This is a genomic window from Lactobacillus sp. ESL0679, from assembly GCF_029433515.1.
Taxonomy (GTDB): domain Bacteria; phylum Bacillota; class Bacilli; order Lactobacillales; family Lactobacillaceae; genus Lactobacillus.
Genome location: NZ_JAQTIG010000004.1, coordinates 89842 through 105794, shown reverse-complemented (window position 1 = coordinate 105794; position 15953 = coordinate 89842). Strand labels below are relative to the sequence as shown.

Genomic DNA, 15953 nt, shown 5'->3' with positions numbered 1-15953 from the left:
CTTCAAATCCGAAAAGTTGGCCTTTTGTTTTATTCAATAACGTTTAATTTTTCACCATTCAGGTAAGCACGCAGATTGGCAAACACAATTTGTAAAAGTCGGTCGCGTGTCTCCCGCGGAGCCCATGCAATATGTGGTGTAATGTAGCAATTCTTGGCTGTCAGCAATGGACTATCTGTCGGAATCGGCTCAGCTTGAGCAACATCGACTCCAGCTGCAGCAACTTGACCATCATTCAAAGCAGCAGCGAGGTCGGCTTCATTGATTAAACCGCCGCGAGCTGTATTAATAATGACAACACCAGGCTTCATTTTTTTAATTGAAGCTGTACAAATCATATCGGTTGTTTCTGGAGTTTGTGGTACATGAAGCGTGATAATATCCGCTTGCTTATAAAGCTCATCAAGACTTACCTGCTTAACCCAAGGACCAGGAACTTCTTTAGGACGATGATTATAGAAAATAATGTTCATTCTAAACGCATGAGCAATTTCAGCAACCCGCTTTGCAATGGCACCAAAGCCCACTAAACCAATCGTCTTGCCTTGTAGTTCAGATAATGGCTTAGCCCAGAAGGTGAAGTCGGGATTGCTCGTCCACTTACCCTCATGAACTAGCTTGTTATGCAAGCCAACTTGATTATAAATTTCTAGCAGCAAGGCAAAAGTAAATTGCGCCACGGCATCTGAACTATAACTTGGAACATTAGTTACCGTGACACCAGCTTTTTTGGCTGCATCAAGGTCAATCACATTGTAGCCTGTGGCCGTCACACCAATATACTTTAAGTTTGGTGCTGCATTAATCACATGCTCATCAAGCGGCGTCTTATTGGTTAACACGATTTCAGCATCACCAATTCGCTTTAAAATTTCGGCATCATCATCAATCGGAGTCCGATCATAAAATTGACAATCGCCAAAATCTTTAAGTGGTGTCCAGTCAAGATCGCCAGGGTTCAAAGCATAACTATCCAAATTTACAATTTTCATGCTGTTTCCTCATTTCTATCCGTAAAGAGTTTTAATCAAGACTATTATAGCAATTAATTAACCAAATTATTATTCAATTGCTTGTTTTTAACACAATACTTAAATAGTTAAAATATTGCCAGCATTTTTATTTAAATTCTGCTAGAACAGCTTTGAAATTTAAAATAAGAAAACTTATAATTGTATTTCTTTATATTCATTTTTTAGATATAATATTTATTACAGAACAGCTAAAGTTGGTGGCTATTTCTTTCAAAAGAGGTGGTGCTTATGGTGTATTTACACCTAATGCAAAATCCTAATGAAAGGAGGTTAGCCCTATACCTTTATGGGTATTGCACTTTTTATCTTGCATTTAGCAATTATCTTTACAGTGGTAAGCTACTTGTTATCTTCTTTAACGAATGCAACAAAGTCCTTAACTACCTGGATTATTGCTTTAGCAAGATTGTTTTTTGTAATCAAACTATTTTTTACGAGAAACAAAAAGTAATCACTTTAGCTTTGGCGAGCTGGTGATTACTATGTAATTATTATTTGCCATTATAGCATACAATTTTTAATGTTAGTATATTTTTTATTTAGGTAAACTATAATCTGTTATTGCTATATTTTCCACTTGTAGCTATCTATAAAGAATAGCATCTAGCGACTTTAGAACATAATATTCTTAATACAAATTCTTTTTTAAAAATAATTGCTAACTCTACAGCCTTTCCTCACTTATTGCTATAATTAATTATGATTACTATAAAAAGAAGGTATAAAAATGATTAAATTTTATGGTTATAAACGTTGTTCAACCTCGCGCAGTGCTGAAAAATGGCTGCACGAGCATGATGTTGACGTCGACTTTCAAGATTTAGTAGAGCAGCCACCTAAAAAAGAAGACCTAGTTAACTGGATGACTGCCCATCAGGACCGCGGATTGCGTTACTTCTTCAACACCCACGGCATGGACTACCGCAAACTGCACTTAAAAGACCAATTACCAGACATGACAATTGATGAAGCAGCAGAGATGATGTCCAAAAACGGCAAGCTAATCAAACGGCCACTAGTGATTGATGGCGACAAACTAACCTGCGGCTTTAACGAAGATGTTTACAAAGATACTTGGCTATCAAAGCGAGCTTAATGCTCGTTTTTATTTTGCCTATTTTCTATGCTTGCAATAACCTTTATAATAGGAAATAAAAAAGGAGCACAGTATGAAATACAATCAATATGCATATGTCGAAACCGACTTTAAAACGCAAGTGCAAGAATTACTTAATATTCAATTTTTACCAGAAAATTATCAAGAACTGACTTTTAGCGAGTTATTGGCAGAACTTGTCGAGAACACGCTGGCAGAAGTTAGGCCTTGGGAGGACTCTGCAAGACAAGCTAAGCTGGGCGAATTTGCCGTCTCAGAGACACAAACCTTGGCCGACTTTTTAGCAGCAAATCCTGAAAGCATTACACCAGACCAATTTTATAACGTTGCCTTGCAGCTCTTAGGCTACCATGTCTACTACGATTATCAGCTATCTGACCCACTCGGCTTCATGACCAAGCAAGCCCTACCGATAGTTTCTAACATTAATAACAAGGATGAGCTAATTCATGCTTGTTACCGGTTGTTAAACACCCGAGCTAAAAACGGCCAACTATTAATTGATGTCATGGCTGGTAAAGGTTACTTTCACGGAAAACTCCTTGGTGACCCTGAGAGCAAATTTATTTTATTTAACGGCAAAAGTTTGCCAGTATTTGATACCAGCAATGTTATTCGCGAAGTTGTTTATGTGGAAAGTGACCTCGACACCGATGGCGATGGTCAATCAGACTTATTACAAACAACTATTTTTCGTCCAGTGGAAAGCGAAATGATGAAGGTCCCCGCACTCTATACTGCTAGCCCTTACTTTGGCGGTGTCATTGACAACGTTAAACGCAATCACAGTGTCGATGAGAATTTGAGTGATGCAACTGAATGGACTAATCCGCAATATGAGCCTGCAGCTCGAGTAAAGGCCGAAAAGTTTAGCTCTGAAAATCATGCCACAACCGAAGAAGCTGTCGGCAAATCATCTTACACATTTAACGAGTACATGCTTGCCCGCGGCTTCGCCAGTGTCTTTGCCGGTGGCATCGGAACTCGCGGCTCTGATGGTTTACGCATTACGGGTTCTCCTGAAGAAACCGAAAGTGCCAAGGAAATTATCGAGTGGCTGCACGGCGATCGTGTTGCTTATACTGATCGCAATCGCACTCATCAAGTTAAGGCTTCATGGTGCAACGGCAATATCGGCATGACCGGTCGCTCCTACTTGGGCACCCTGCAAATCGCTGTTGCCACAACTGGCGTTAAGGGACTGAAAACCGTTGTTTCTGAAGCCGCAATCTCCTCTTGGTACGACTATTACCGTGAGCACGGTCTAGTAATTGCTCCTGAGGCCTGCCAAGGTGAAGACATGGACTTGCTTGCCGAGACCTGTCAGTCTAATCTTTGGGACGCAGGCTCTTACTTGAAGATCAAGCCGAAATATGACGCCATGCAGCAGCAACTTTTAACTAAAGAAGACCGCACAACAGGTCAATATTCGGACTTTTGGGAAGCACGCAACTATCGCCACCATGCAGACAATATTAAATGCTCTTGGATTAGTGTTCACGGTCTCAATGACTGGAATGTTAAGCCGAAGAATGTCTACAAAATTTGGCAGAAAGTCAAGAATCTACCGCTACCAATTAAGCCACACTTGTTCCTACATCAGGGGCCGCATTACAACATGAACAACCTGGTTTCAATTGACTTTACTGACCTGATGAACCTCTGGTTTGTTCATGAATTGCTTGAAGTTGATAATGGTGCTGAAAAGCAGTGGCCAGCCGTCATGATTCAAGACAATTTAGAAGCTGACGTTTGGCATCAAGAAGCTGATTGGAGTGATGATTTAGGCCAAGAAACGACTTATTATCCAACTGATGATGGTGAGCTGCAAAAAGATGGCAATGGCAAAAAACAACTAGCATTTGTTGATGTTGGCGGGCAAAAATTTAAGCAAGCCCATATTTCTGAAAGTGATTGGCAATATCAATTTATCTGTGGCAAGCAGCCGTGGGCATCATCAAGCCTGCGCTTTACCACCGACGAGTTTATTCATCCCGTAACAATCGTTGGTCGGCCAGAAGTTACAGTTCATGTTTCTTCCAGTCTGAACAAGGGTCAACTCTCAGTTGCCCTAGTTGAGTTAGGTGACCGCAAGCGCCTGACAGCCACGCCTAAATTCCTAATGCCTGGTGGGCAAGAACTCGGCTATCGCTTCGGTACCGATACCCTGCAAGAGTTTATGCCGGACAAGCTGACTCATGCTAAATTAATTACTAAAGCACATATGAATTTGCAAAATTACGCCGATATGAAAAAGCCTGCTGCGATTGAAGCCAGGCAGTTTTATGACCTGACCTTTAAATTGCAGCCAACTTACTATCGGCTTCCTGTTGGCAGTCGCCTGTGCCTAATCATCTATTCCACAGACCAAGGCATGACTAAGCGCCCACTTGAAGAAGTAACTTATACAGTTGATCTTGCAAAGACAGCAATTAAATTTAGTCAAAAATAATTCAACAATCAAAAAATTCGTTAGAACTCAGTAGTTCCAACGAATTTTTAATTTTAAGAAATAATTTTTATTGCCAGTGCCTCATAAGGTCTTAGATGCAGAGAGCGATTAATTTTAACTTCATCTTCTTGATAATTACTAATTAAAACTTGGTAAGTCTGATTGCAATACTCCTCTGGCACGCTAACTACATGTTCTTGACCATAAAAATTATTAAAGACTATTATTTTTTGTGAATCATCATCAAAATAACGCTCATAGGCTAGCACACTCTGATCAGATTTCAAAAACATTTTAATATGGCCATCTGAGATCAAATCTTCATTCTTACGTAACTTAATTAGTTTTTGATAATAGTTAAAGATTTCTCCCTGCGTCAGTTCCTTTTTGACATTAATCTGCGCCTGATTTTTCGGCATTAGCCACGGCTTGACCTTGCTAAAACCAGCATATTTTTGATTATCCCAGTGCATCGGCGTTCGCGAATTATCACGAGACTTGGCATGAACAATGGCAAAGGCTTCCTGATCCGACACGCCTTGCTTTTTCAAATTATTAAAGGCATTTTTACTTTCAATATCAACATAACTATTGATTGAAGAATAATCAGGATCGGTCATTCCGATTTCTTCCCCCATATAAATGTATGGCGTCCCCCGCATCAGATGAATTGCCGTCGCCAGCATCTCGGCGGACTTTGCCCTGTACTTTCCGGGGTCGCCAAATCGGCTCAAGGCCATTGGCTGATCATGATTATTCCAAAACAGAGCATTCCAGCCACCACCTTGGTCCATCTCTTCTTGCCATTGAGTTAACAAACTTTTCAGTTTCATAAAATCAAACGGCATTTTGGTCCACTTTTCACCATTTTTGTAATCAACTTTTAAATGATGAAAGTTAAACACCATTGATAATTCATGCTCACTGGGCTTGGAATACGCAATCGAATTTTTTATGGTTGTTGAAGACATTTCCCCAACTGTGATGCTATCAGGATCCTTGCCAAAACTGGCCGCATTCATTTCCTTTAAATATTTATGGACTACTGGCGTATCAGTGTAGAGACTCTTTTCTTCTATTGGATCAGTTGAATCAACTAACTTGTCCGCCTTTCCGGTGACGTTGATTACGTCAAACCTGAAGCCCTTTACCCCCTTAGAACGCCAAAAGTTGATTACCTTGTATACTTCCTGTCTTACCTCAGGATTGTGCCAGTCAAGATCAGCCTGGCTTGGATCATAGAGATGTAAATAGTAATAATCGGTATCGCCAAACTTAGCCCAAGCAGGACCGCCGAATTTACTCTGCCAATTGGTCGGCAAACTGCCATCTTTTTTGGCTTTACGTAAATAGAAAAACTTCTGGTATTTTTCATCGCCTGCCAGAGCCTTTTGAAACCAGATATTGCTAGTCGAACAATGATTAAAGACCATGTCCAGCATTACATCAACATCAATTTCTTTTAATTTGGCAACCAGCTCATCAAAGTCCGCCATTGTGCCAAAGAGCGGGTCGATTTGATAATAATCCGCAATATCATAGCCATTGTCGCGCTGCGGCGAAACAAAAAAAGGATTAAACCAGACCATATCAACATTTAATTTTTTGATATAAGGAATTTTTTGAATGATTCCACGAATATCACCAACACCATCACCATTAGCATCATAGAAAGATTTGGGATAAATCTGATAGATTATCTTTTTACCTAAATTAACCATTGAATTTCTCCTTAAAATCTAATTCTTTGTCTGCGCGCAAAATCAACAAATTTAAATTTACTTGGATCATGATAAGACAGCGTCAACTGGAACAAGGTTGCATCACTCAAATAATTATGACTAGCAACTAGCACAGCGGTTTTGTCCTTCAAGCTCAACTTTCTTTGCAGCTCATCATCGACCCTTTCAACTGTAATTGCCTTAGTCGCATATGAAACTTCCAACCCTTTTTCATTTTCCAGATAGTTATAAATGGAGGTCTGAGCTGCATCTAGCGGCAACTCATTAATCGGTGGTGAAAAGAGAAAATCACAATCAAGAATTTCTGCATTGCCATTAATTTTTCGTAATCGCTCAACATAAACCCCATTTTGTTGCTTTTCATTAGGAAACTTTTTCCTAAAAAGTTCAGGCAAAGTATGCATCTTCTCTAAAGTTAAAACCTCAGTTTGCGCATCCATGCCCAAAGACTTACTTAATTCCGCAAAACTCGAAATACCAGAAATGGGAAAAGAATACTGCTCCAAATTCAAAACTAGCGAGCCCTTACCGCGTATCTTTTGAATCAAGCCTAACGAATTTAACCCCTGCAATGCTTTACGCACCGTTTCTCGCGAGGTTCCGTATAACTTAGTTAACTCACTTTCACTTGGTAAAAAAGAATTAGCTTTAAATTGCTCGTGTTTAATTTTGGCTGCAATATCTTGCGCAATAATATCTGATTTCGACTGCATCATGGTTTTCCTTTCACTTAATCAGATTAATTATATCCGCTTATATACATACAAGTAAATAAACTTTGTGAGTTTTGTTACAAATATTATTAAATATTCTATTGAATCTTGTCTAGACAAGTATGATAATAATCATAAATCATTTATTAATAAATGCAAATTTATTTAGTTAGAAAGAAGGAAAACTAATGGCAATTAACAAAGAAACTGCCCTATTAGCTCCTGCAAACGGAAAAGTTGTTGCTCTCAGCAGCATTGATGATCCTGTTTTTAGTAGAGGAACAATGGGACAGGGATTTGGTTTAATACCAACTGATGGTGAGGTCGTTGCACCAGTTTCCGGAAAGGTTGTGACGATTGCGGAAACAAAACATGCAATTGGTATCAAAACTCCTGATGGCCTAGAAGTACTGGTTCACATGGGGATCGATACCGTAACGCTTAAGGGTCAGCCATTTACAATCAATATTCAAAATGGTGATGAAGTTAAAGCTGGGCAGACAATTGCCCAAATGGATCTTGAAGCCATTAAAACTGCCAAGTTAGACCCGACAATCATTACAGTTATTACCAATACAAATGATGCAATTGACGGGCTAGACATCACGGAAGGTGACACTTCTAGTGGCGCTAAAGTAGCAACAGCTTACCTTAAAAGTGACACTCAACCCGCATCCGATAAAAAGTTATCTTATGATGAACTAGCTACTTTTATTATAAAAAATGTCGGCGGTCCAGAGAATATTAACAACGTCATTCACTGTATTACGCGGTTAAGGTTTTATCTTAAAGATGAGGCTCAGGCCAATGATGATGTTCTTAAAGATCAGCGCGGCATTCTTGATGTCATGCACGCATCCGGTCAATATCAGGTCGTAATTGGCGACGGCGTTGCCAACCTTTACGACGCATTGGTCAAGCAGTTACCAGAATTAGATAATGCCGCTGCGCCAGTAACTACGCAAAATGATAGCAAAAATCCGTTCTCACGGGCAATTAATAACCTAATCGGCTTTATTACGGGCTCAATGAGTCCCGTTATTGGAGTTATTGCCGCATCCGGTATTATCAAAGGTATTCTTGCGCTGCTAACACTGCCGCAACTCGGCTCTCTACTTAATGTTAACAGCGTGCCATATATCACCATCAGTGCAATGGCCGATTCAGCCTTCTACTTCCTACCAATCTGGGTTGGCTTTAGTGCTGCTAAACGGCTAGGCAGTGACCCAATTATCGCCGCAGTAATCGGTGGTGTGCTCACCATGCCACAATTAGTCACTTGGGGCAAAGCAGGAAAGGTCATGTTCAATCTTGCTGGATTAAACTTCCAATTTTTGAATTATACCTACTCTATCTTCCCGATGATTTTAGCCGCATGGCTAGCTTACAAGTTGGAAAAATGGCTTAAAAAGGTCTTGCCAACTTATTTACAAATGATTTTCGTACCTTTAATCACTGTTCTAATTGTTGCCACAATTACCTTGGTTATCACTGGTCCAATTATTCAAGGAATTGCCAATGGGATTGCTGTCTTCATTAACTGGTTGGTATCTGTATCTGGCTGGTTCGGCGGCTTCATTATTGGTGGCTTTTACCAAGTGCTTGTTATCTTTGGCTTTCACTGGGGTGTTGTGCCGCTGGTTGCTCAACAAATTGCAAGTACTGGCCAAAGTGCAATTAACGCAATTATCTGTTCAACTATGATTTCTCAAGGTGCCGCAGTCTTAGCAGTTGCGATTAAATCAAAGAAGGCTGACATCAAGGAATTAGGTTTTGCAGCGATGATTAGTGCCTTCTGTGGCGTTACTGAACCCGCTATTTACGGTATTAACCTTAGATATAAGAAGGTCTTCATTTCTGGATCAATTGGTGCCGCATTCGGTGGTCTAGTTACCGGATTAATGCACGGGACCATGTTTGGTTTCACTGGTGGATTGATTGGCTTCTCAAGTTTCTTTAATCCGAAAAATCCTGGAGATTTAAGCAGCTTTTACGCATTCTTGCTTGCCAGTGCACTTGCCATCATCGTTGCCTTTGTTATCACTTGGTTCTGGGGTTATGACGATAAAATGGTAATGGGTAAAAAGGTTGCTAAAGCAAAACGCCCAGGGACAATTTAATTCACTAAAAAGTTAAATAGCTTTAATAACATAAAACGGTCAAGAGTTTCTTTGAAAAACTTGACCGTTTTTTATTACTCCAAATTTTACTGGTTACTTTTTACTTCAGACTAGTTGTTAAAAATGACCGGTTAGCAAGTGCCGTCAATAATGCGCGTGCTGTATCCAAGCTGGTGATTAGCGGCACATTCTGCTGGATTGCCATCTGCCTGATGATAAAGCCATCAGAGTTCTTGGCTAAGTCGTGACCCATCGTATTGATTACTAAGTCAATCTTGCCGCTACGCAATTCGGTTAGTAAATTATTGTCTGCTTGATCATGAATTTTGCTAAGCAGCGCCACATGAAGATGATGCTTTTGCAAGAATGCCGCAGTACCGCTGGTTGCAAATATTCGGTACCCAATCTGAGCAAACTTTTGTGCTAAAGGTAAAATTGCTTCTTTATCGCGATCCTCAATGGTTAGCAGCACATTCCCACTATCGGGAATTCGCATCCCCGCACCAGCAAAGGCTTTGTAGAGAGCTTTTGGAAAGCTCAAATCACTTCCCATTACCTCACCAGTTGACTTCATTTCGGGTCCTAAATAGCTGTCAACATCGGCTAGCTTGCTGAAAGAAAAGACAGGTGCCTTCACACTAATCAACTTCGGCTCTGCTGCTAGGCCATCGGCATAACCTTGCTCGCGCAAACTCTGCCCCATAATTACACGAGTTGCGACCTGAGCCATTTCAATGCCAGTGATTTTACTTAAAAATGGCACTGTACGACTAGCTCGCGGATTAACCTCAATCACGTCGTAATTGAAGCTGTTTGGGTCGAGCGCTAACTGCACGTTGCAGCCACCCTCAATTTTCAGGGCTCGAATTAAGCGGAGCGAGCAATCACGCAGCAGCTGATATTCCTTGTCCGACAGCGTCTGTGATGGTGAAAAGACAATCGAATCACCAGTATGAATGCCAACAGGATCAAAATTTTCCATGCAGCAAACAATCATCGCGTTATCGGCGTGATCCCGCATTACTTCAAATTCAATTTCCTTATAGCCAGCAATCGACCGCTCTACCAAGCACTCAGTAACTGGCGATAATTCCAAGCCATTTTTGGCAACACGGGCAAGTTCATCATGGTCATTGCAAATCCCGCCGCCAGTGCCGCCCATAGTAAAGGCAGGACGCACAATGATTGGGTAGCCGATTTCATCCCCAAAAGCCAATGCCTCTGCGACTGTTTTGACACTTTTTGACGGTGGCACCGGTTCACCCAACTGTTGACACAGTTGCTTAAACTTTTCTCGGTCTTCGGCTTGCTCAATCGACTCTAATTTAGTGCCTAAAAGCTCAATGCCTAGTTCTTTTAAAATGCCACTTTTAGCTAAAGCCCAAGCCATGTTTAAGCCAACTTGACCGCCCAATGTTGGCAAAATGGCATCGGGATATTCTTGACGAATAATCCGCGAAACCGCGTCAACAGTTAATGGCTCAAGATAAACCTTGTCGGCAATTGCAGTATCAGTCATAATCGTTGCCGGATTGGAGTTAACCAGCACAACTTCGTAACCTTCTTCGCGCAAAGCGAGACACGCTTGAGTTCCCGAATAGTCAAACTCCGCTGCTTGACCAATAATTATCGGACCAGAGCCGATTACCATAATTTTATGAATATCTTGTCTTTTAGGCATGCTGATTGGCTTCCTTTCCTTGATCAATCATTTGCATAAAGTAATCAAAAATTCCTTGCTGATCATGTGGGCCGGGAGTTGCATCCGGATGAAATTGCACAGAAAATGCCGGATACTTTTTGTGCCGCAAGCCCTCAATTGTGCCGTCATTAACTTCAACGTGGGTCACCATCAAGTCAGTTGCGGCAATCGATTCTGCCTTAACCGCATAACCGTGATTTTGCGAGGTAAAACCAATGTTTCCCGTGGCGATTTCACGAACTGGATGGTTAAATCCGCGGTGACCAAACTTCATTTTGAATGTTTCGGCACCATTAGCTAGGGCAAAAATCTGGTGTCCCATGCAAATCCCCATTAATGGTAAATATTGTTCAACTTCCCGCACCATTTTTGCTGCATCGACCATTTCACTTGGTTTGCCGGGGCCATTGGAAAGCAGTACACCGTCTGGATGCAGGCTCAAAATGCGCTCAGCTGTAGTCGTATACGGCACAACAATACAGTTACAATCGCGCTGTGCCAGTTCACGCAAGATACTATTTTTTATACCAAAATCAACGACGACAATGTTGCGTTTAGAACCCGGCACCGGATACGAGCGCGTTGTCGAAACGCGACCAATCGCTCCTTGGGTTAAATCTTCTTGCTTTAATTCTTGCGCAATCTGGACAGCTTCAGCAACCGAATTGACAATTTGACCCCGCATTGTCCCGTGCGAGCGCAACTTTTTAACTAATGCCCGTGTATCAATTCCTTGGATGCCGGGGATATTTAGCTTTTTAAGAAAATCTGGCAAAGTTGTCTGCATGCGCCAATTATCAGGATGATGAGCAACTTGGTGACAAATCACACCCTTAATGCCGGGCTCAAGCGACTCATAATCTGCTAGGGTAATGCCGTAATTGCCAATCAAGGGGTTAGTAAACACCAAAATCTGGTCGGCATACGATTGGTCCGTGATGGCTTCCTGATAGCCGGTCATTCCCGTGGTGAACACAACTTCACCCTTTGTCTCACCTGCTGCACCGAAGCCTTCGCCTTGATAAACGCTGCCATCTTCTAAAATTAGACACTTCATTGTTGCTCCTTTGCTTGGTAAACTACTTGACCAGCAACCATCGTTAACACCGTTGCGCCGTAAACATTATCCCCAGTAAACGGTGTATTAGAATTTTTTGAGAGATAATTCTGTGTCTGCTGGCTTGTCTTCGCTTGTAAGTCAAAAATTGCAAGGTCTGCTGGCTCACCAATTGCGATTTTACCTGCATGATGCAAACCGAAAACTGTCGCCGGCTTAATCGTCAGCCAAGCTAGTAATTGCGCCAAACTGCAATAACCAGTTTTTACCAACTGCGTGTATAACTCACTAAAAGCTGTTTCACTTCCGGTAATTCCAAAGGCGGATTTGGCAAAGCCGCCCGCCTTATTTTCCTGCGTATGCGGCGCGTGATCAGTGGCAATCATATCGATTGTCCCATCAAGAAGCCCAGCAATTAACGCCTGGCGATCTTCCTCTGTTCTTAGTGGCGGATTCATTTTAAAATTACTGTTATTCTGGTCAATATCATCTTCCGTTAAGAGCAGGTGATGCGGTGCTGCCTCACACGTAACATGCACGCCGCGCTTCTTTGCAATTCTGATTAAATCAACACTAGTTTTAGTTGAAACATGGCAAACGTGATAATGCACGCCCGTTTTCGCAGCCAGCAACAAATCACGGGCAATTTGCGTGGTTTCCGCAAGTTCAGTAATTGGTCGTAAATCGAACTCCGCCGCTTTTGAGCCAGCGTTAATCACACCCGAATTAAAAAGTGTATCGTCTTGCGCGTGCTCGGCAATAATTAACTGGTTATCTGCTGCCTGCCGCATTGCGCGCAGCATTGTTTGCGCATTCTGGACGCCCTTGCCATCATTACTTAAAGCAATTGTGCCCGCACTCTTGAGTCCAGCATAATCAGGTAATGTCTCGCCAACTTCATCAACCGTAATTGGCCCGTATTGTAAAACATGGACAATACCATTTTGTTGGTTATTTGCCACCATCTTTTGCATTAAAGCCGGCGTATTAGGAACTGGGGCTACGTTAGGCATTGCTGCGGTAGTTGTAAAACCGCCACGCGCTGCTGCCAGCGTTCCCGTATGCACGTCTTCTTTGGCAGTTTGTCCGGGGTCGCGGTAATGCACATGCATGTCGACCAAGCCGGGACTAACCAGTTTTCCCGTGGCATCGATCACCTGCTCGGCATTCAAATTTTGGCCAATGGCACTAATGCAGCCACTTTCAATTAATAAATCACACGGCGTAATCGTGCCGCTAAAGTAAACCTGACCATTTTTAATGACTGTTGCCATTATTCTAGCCCTCCTAACTGCCGTCCGCGCATTACGGCTTCAATCATTGCCATGCGCATAAAGACGCCGTTTTGCATTTGCCGCACAAACATACTCTTGGGGGCTTCTACTAACTTGCCAGCCAATTCCACGTCATGATTAATCGGACCCGGATGCATGATAATCGCGTCTTTTTTCAATTCTTGATAGCGGCGCTCATTAATACCAAATTGCTCGTGATACTTCACCGCATCAAACTTGCTTTCATTTGGATCGCCCGCGTGGCGCTCATGCTGCACCCGCAATAGCATCATCACGTCAACTTGGCTAACCAAATTGTCAAGCGCCGCAAACTGACCATACTTGTCGAACTGCTTGTCGTACCAATATTCCGGACCAGAAAAGTAAACTTGCGCGCCAATTCTTGTTAGCAATTCCATATCACTTTTAGCCACGCGCGAATTAGTAATATCACCAACAATTGCTACTTTTAAATTTTTAAAATGACCAAAATGCTCGTGAATTGTCATCATATCAAGCAGGCATTGTGATGGGTGCTGACCACTGCCGTCACCAGCGTTAATGACACCAATTTTCAAGTGCTGGTCATCCTGTGGTTGAATTAGTTTGTCGTAATATTCATTTTCTGAATGGCGGATAACCTCAAGGTCAATTCCCAAGGCAGCCATAATCAGCGAGGTATCATACAGCGTTTCACCCTTTTTAACCGAGCTATGAGCTGGGTCAAAGGGAATGACAGTCAGGCCTAACTTGCGTTCAGCCATTTCAAAGCTAGTATGGGTTCGGCTCGAATTTTCAAAAAACAAGTTGGTCACATAAACTGGCTGAGTTAATTCTAGCCTAGCCCCGCCACGCTTAAAATACTCAGCGCGGTCAATTAAGGCCTGTACTTCATCTGTTTTTAAATTTTCAACGCTAACAAAATGTGGCAAACTAACAAAATTATTACTTTTCATGGTCTAAACCCTTTCTTTAAGATACAAAAAACCTGAAGCATTTACTTGCTCCAGGTTAATCAAAAGGGATTTTTGGCTTATTTTTAGATATTCCAAAAGAACTCAAACCCTTCTGACCCTCTCTGGAGTCAATTAAATGGTTGAATTAACTAAATTTATACTATTTTTCTGGTAACGGCTTGAGCGCCACACTATCTTGGCTGTCAACTTCTTCGACGTTAACAGCAACTTGTTCTTTTGACGATGTTGGGATATTTTTCCCAACAAAGTCTGCCCGAATTGGCAACTCACGGTGTCCGCGGTCAACTAAAACAGCAACGGCGATTGAACTCGGCCGGCCAATATCCATTAAAGCATCCATTGCTGCCCGAACCGTGCGACCGGTATAAATAACATCGTCAACAAGCACAACGTGTTGATTGACAATCTCCACGCCAATCTTATTCGAGTTCACAACTGGATCCTGCTTAAGAGTTGCATCATGGCGGTCATCACGATAAAGGGTAATATCAAGCTCGCCTAAAGGTATATCCACGCCTTCTAACTTTTTAATTCGGTCATGAATGCGTTTAGCTAGATAAACACCACGCGTTTTAATACCGACAAGCACCAAGTTATCGGTACCCTTATTGCGTTCAATAATTTCATAAGTAATTCGCGTTAATGCCCGCTTCATTGCGAGTGCATCCCAAATTTCTTTTGCCATCTTGTTCTTCTTTCCATCCCAAAATAAAAGCGCCTAGTCACTGAGACCAGGCGCTAACTCGATTGCCTTGCTAGCCTCTCTGGACTAATTAAAGGGATATTAAGTTAAATATACGAACAAATCACATAATTGTCAATTAAAATTCTCAATTAAATTGGACTTGGCCGACCAAGTCGTTAATATCACTAACGCCCAGCTTAGTTAACAGGCTTGGCAATTTTTGAATAATATGCGGGCAAGCAAGTTCATCATGAAAATGCGCACTACCCACAGCCACGGCACTAGCTCCTGCCAGCATAAATTCAACTACATCTTCTGCAGTAGTAATGCCGCCCATTCCAATAATTGGCAGGTGCGTTATTTTAAATACTTGATGAACCTGATACAATGCCAGCGGCTTGATGCCACTACCTGAAAGACCACCAACATTGTTGCCTAAAAGCGGCTTCCGCGTTTCAAGATCAATGCGCAATCCCATCACCGTATTAATCAGTGACAAGCCATCTGCGCCACCACTTTCTGCAGCACGTGCTATTTCGGTAATATCGGTCACGTTCGACGTTAACTTAACATAAACCGGCAACGCAACCGTCTGCTTAATCGCGGCTGTCAGCTGCTCAACCAATTCTGGATGAATACCAAAGGTCATGCCGCCGCGCTCCACATTAGGACAAGAAAAATTAAGTTCTAGTACATTAACCATCCCAGATTCTGCCAATTCTTCAGCCACCTGCACATAATCAGCCGCACTACTGCCACCAACACTAGCAATAATTGGCAAGTCAGGATATTGCTGACGTAGGTGTGGCAACTTTTCACTGACAACGCCGGCAACACCTGGGTTAGTTAACCCCACTGAATTTAAAACACCATCTTCTAAGACCGCAATTTGCGGCTGCGGATTACCACGCCGCAAATGTGGCGTCGTTGTTTTCAACACCAACGCTCCTAACTTATTTAAATCAAACTTATTAGCAGCAGCAACATCGCCAAAATCAAAGGTACCACTTGCTGGCATTACCGGATTTTTCAGATTAAGACCGGGTATTTTTACACTAAGATTAGTCATTTTCCCTCCAA

At 42.1% G+C, this 15953-nt stretch carries 12 protein-coding genes; 3 read left to right on the top strand and 9 right to left on the bottom strand.

All coding sequences use genetic code 11. The annotated features are described in order from the left end of the window. Positions 1 to 29 precede the first annotated feature (29 nt). Entirely contained in the window at positions 30 to 992 is a 963-nt protein-coding gene (locus PT287_RS06290; protein ID WP_277133532.1) for a D-2-hydroxyacid dehydrogenase, read from the bottom strand. A gap of 769 nt (positions 993 to 1761) precedes the next feature. Between PT287_RS06290 and PT287_RS06285 the strand changes: the two genes are divergently transcribed. Next, on the top strand, positions 1762 to 2130 hold the full coding sequence (locus tag PT287_RS06285) for an arsenate reductase family protein (RefSeq protein ID WP_277133531.1): 369 nt from the start codon (positions 1762 to 1764) through the stop codon (positions 2128 to 2130). A 73-nt stretch (positions 2131 to 2203) separates the two neighbouring features. Then, the gene (locus PT287_RS06280; protein WP_277133529.1) at positions 2204 to 4603 is read left to right on the top strand and encodes a Xaa-Pro dipeptidyl-peptidase; all 2400 of its coding nucleotides are present in this window, start codon (positions 2204 to 2206) and stop codon (positions 4601 to 4603) included. 53 nt (positions 4604 to 4656) lie between these two features. On the opposite strand, the gene treC is transcribed toward PT287_RS06280, so the two are convergent. Together treC and treR are read right to left on the bottom strand one after the other, a co-directional pair. After that, positions 4657 to 6324: an alpha,alpha-phosphotrehalase gene (treC, locus tag PT287_RS06275; protein WP_277133528.1), complete on the bottom strand. Its 1668-nt coding sequence runs from the start codon at positions 6322 to 6324 to the stop codon at positions 4657 to 4659. Positions 6325 to 6335: 11 nt separating this feature from the next. Continuing rightward, positions 6336 to 7061, bottom strand: a complete 726-nt coding sequence (treR, locus tag PT287_RS06270) for a trehalose operon repressor (protein ID WP_277133527.1) — start codon at positions 7059 to 7061, stop codon at positions 6336 to 6338. 185 nt (positions 7062 to 7246) lie between these two features. On the opposite strand from treR, the gene PT287_RS06265 reads away from it, so the two are divergent. Continuing rightward, positions 7247 to 9178 (top strand): PTS glucose transporter subunit IIABC, encoded by a 1932-nt coding sequence (locus PT287_RS06265; protein ID WP_277133526.1) that lies wholly within the window; start codon positions 7247 to 7249, stop codon positions 9176 to 9178. A 100-nt stretch (positions 9179 to 9278) separates the two neighbouring features. Here PT287_RS06265 and PT287_RS06260 read toward each other — a convergent pair whose 3' ends face one another. From PT287_RS06260 to PT287_RS06235, 6 genes are all read right to left on the bottom strand, one after another. Next, positions 9279 to 10859 (bottom strand): ATP-grasp domain-containing protein, encoded by a 1581-nt coding sequence (locus tag PT287_RS06260; RefSeq protein WP_277133524.1) that lies wholly within the window; start codon positions 10857 to 10859, stop codon positions 9279 to 9281. After that, positions 10852 to 11937: a carbamoyl phosphate synthase small subunit gene (locus PT287_RS06255; RefSeq protein WP_277133522.1), complete on the bottom strand. Its 1086-nt coding sequence runs from the start codon at positions 11935 to 11937 to the stop codon at positions 10852 to 10854. Before PT287_RS06255 ends, PT287_RS06260 begins: the two co-directional genes overlap by 8 nt. Then, positions 11934 to 13211, bottom strand: a complete 1278-nt coding sequence (locus PT287_RS06250) for a dihydroorotase (RefSeq protein ID WP_277133520.1) — start codon at positions 13209 to 13211, stop codon at positions 11934 to 11936. The genes PT287_RS06255 and PT287_RS06250 overlap by 4 nt, the downstream gene beginning before the upstream one ends. Beyond that, on the bottom strand, positions 13211 to 14167 hold the full coding sequence (locus PT287_RS06245) for an aspartate carbamoyltransferase catalytic subunit (protein WP_277133518.1): 957 nt from the start codon (positions 14165 to 14167) through the stop codon (positions 13211 to 13213). Before PT287_RS06245 ends, PT287_RS06250 begins: the two co-directional genes overlap by 1 nt. 160 nt (positions 14168 to 14327) lie before the next feature. Further along, the gene (pyrR, locus tag PT287_RS06240) at positions 14328 to 14873 is read right to left on the bottom strand and encodes a bifunctional pyr operon transcriptional regulator/uracil phosphoribosyltransferase PyrR (protein ID WP_277133516.1); all 546 of its coding nucleotides are present in this window, start codon (positions 14871 to 14873) and stop codon (positions 14328 to 14330) included. 145 nt (positions 14874 to 15018) lie between these two features. Further along, the gene (locus PT287_RS06235; RefSeq protein ID WP_277133514.1) at positions 15019 to 15942 is read right to left on the bottom strand and encodes a dihydroorotate dehydrogenase; all 924 of its coding nucleotides are present in this window, start codon (positions 15940 to 15942) and stop codon (positions 15019 to 15021) included. Positions 15943 to 15953 lie beyond the last annotated feature (11 nt).

Bases quoted from the DNA above. Each gene is read 5' to 3' on its own strand.
- PT287_RS06290 (WP_277133532.1), bottom strand. From the start codon at position 992: ATGAAAATTGTAAATTTGGATAGTTATGCTTTGAACCCTGGCGATCTT.
- treR (WP_277133527.1), bottom strand. From the start codon at position 7,061: ATGATGCAGTCGAAATCAGATATTATTGCGCAAGATATTGCAGCCAAA.
- treC (WP_277133528.1), bottom strand. From the start codon at position 6,324: ATGGTTAATTTAGGTAAAAAGATAATCTATCAGATTTATCCCAAATCT.
- PT287_RS06250 (WP_277133520.1), bottom strand. From the start codon at position 13,211: ATGGCAACAGTCATTAAAAATGGTCAGGTTTACTTTAGCGGCACGATT.
- PT287_RS06255 (WP_277133522.1), bottom strand. From the start codon at position 11,937: ATGAAGTGTCTAATTTTAGAAGATGGCAGCGTTTATCAAGGCGAAGGC.
- PT287_RS06260 (WP_277133524.1), bottom strand. From the start codon at position 10,859: ATGCCTAAAAGACAAGATATTCATAAAATTATGGTAATCGGCTCTGGT.
- PT287_RS06245 (WP_277133518.1), bottom strand. From the start codon at position 14,167: ATGAAAAGTAATAATTTTGTTAGTTTGCCACATTTTGTTAGCGTTGAA.
- PT287_RS06285 (WP_277133531.1), top strand. From the start codon at position 1,762: ATGATTAAATTTTATGGTTATAAACGTTGTTCAACCTCGCGCAGTGCT.
- PT287_RS06265 (WP_277133526.1), top strand. From the start codon at position 7,247: ATGGCAATTAACAAAGAAACTGCCCTATTAGCTCCTGCAAACGGAAAA.
- PT287_RS06280 (WP_277133529.1), top strand. From the start codon at position 2,204: ATGAAATACAATCAATATGCATATGTCGAAACCGACTTTAAAACGCAA.
- pyrR (WP_277133516.1), bottom strand. From the start codon at position 14,873: ATGGCAAAAGAAATTTGGGATGCACTCGCAATGAAGCGGGCATTAACG.
- PT287_RS06235 (WP_277133514.1), bottom strand. From the start codon at position 15,942: ATGACTAATCTTAGTGTAAAAATACCCGGTCTTAATCTGAAAAATCCG.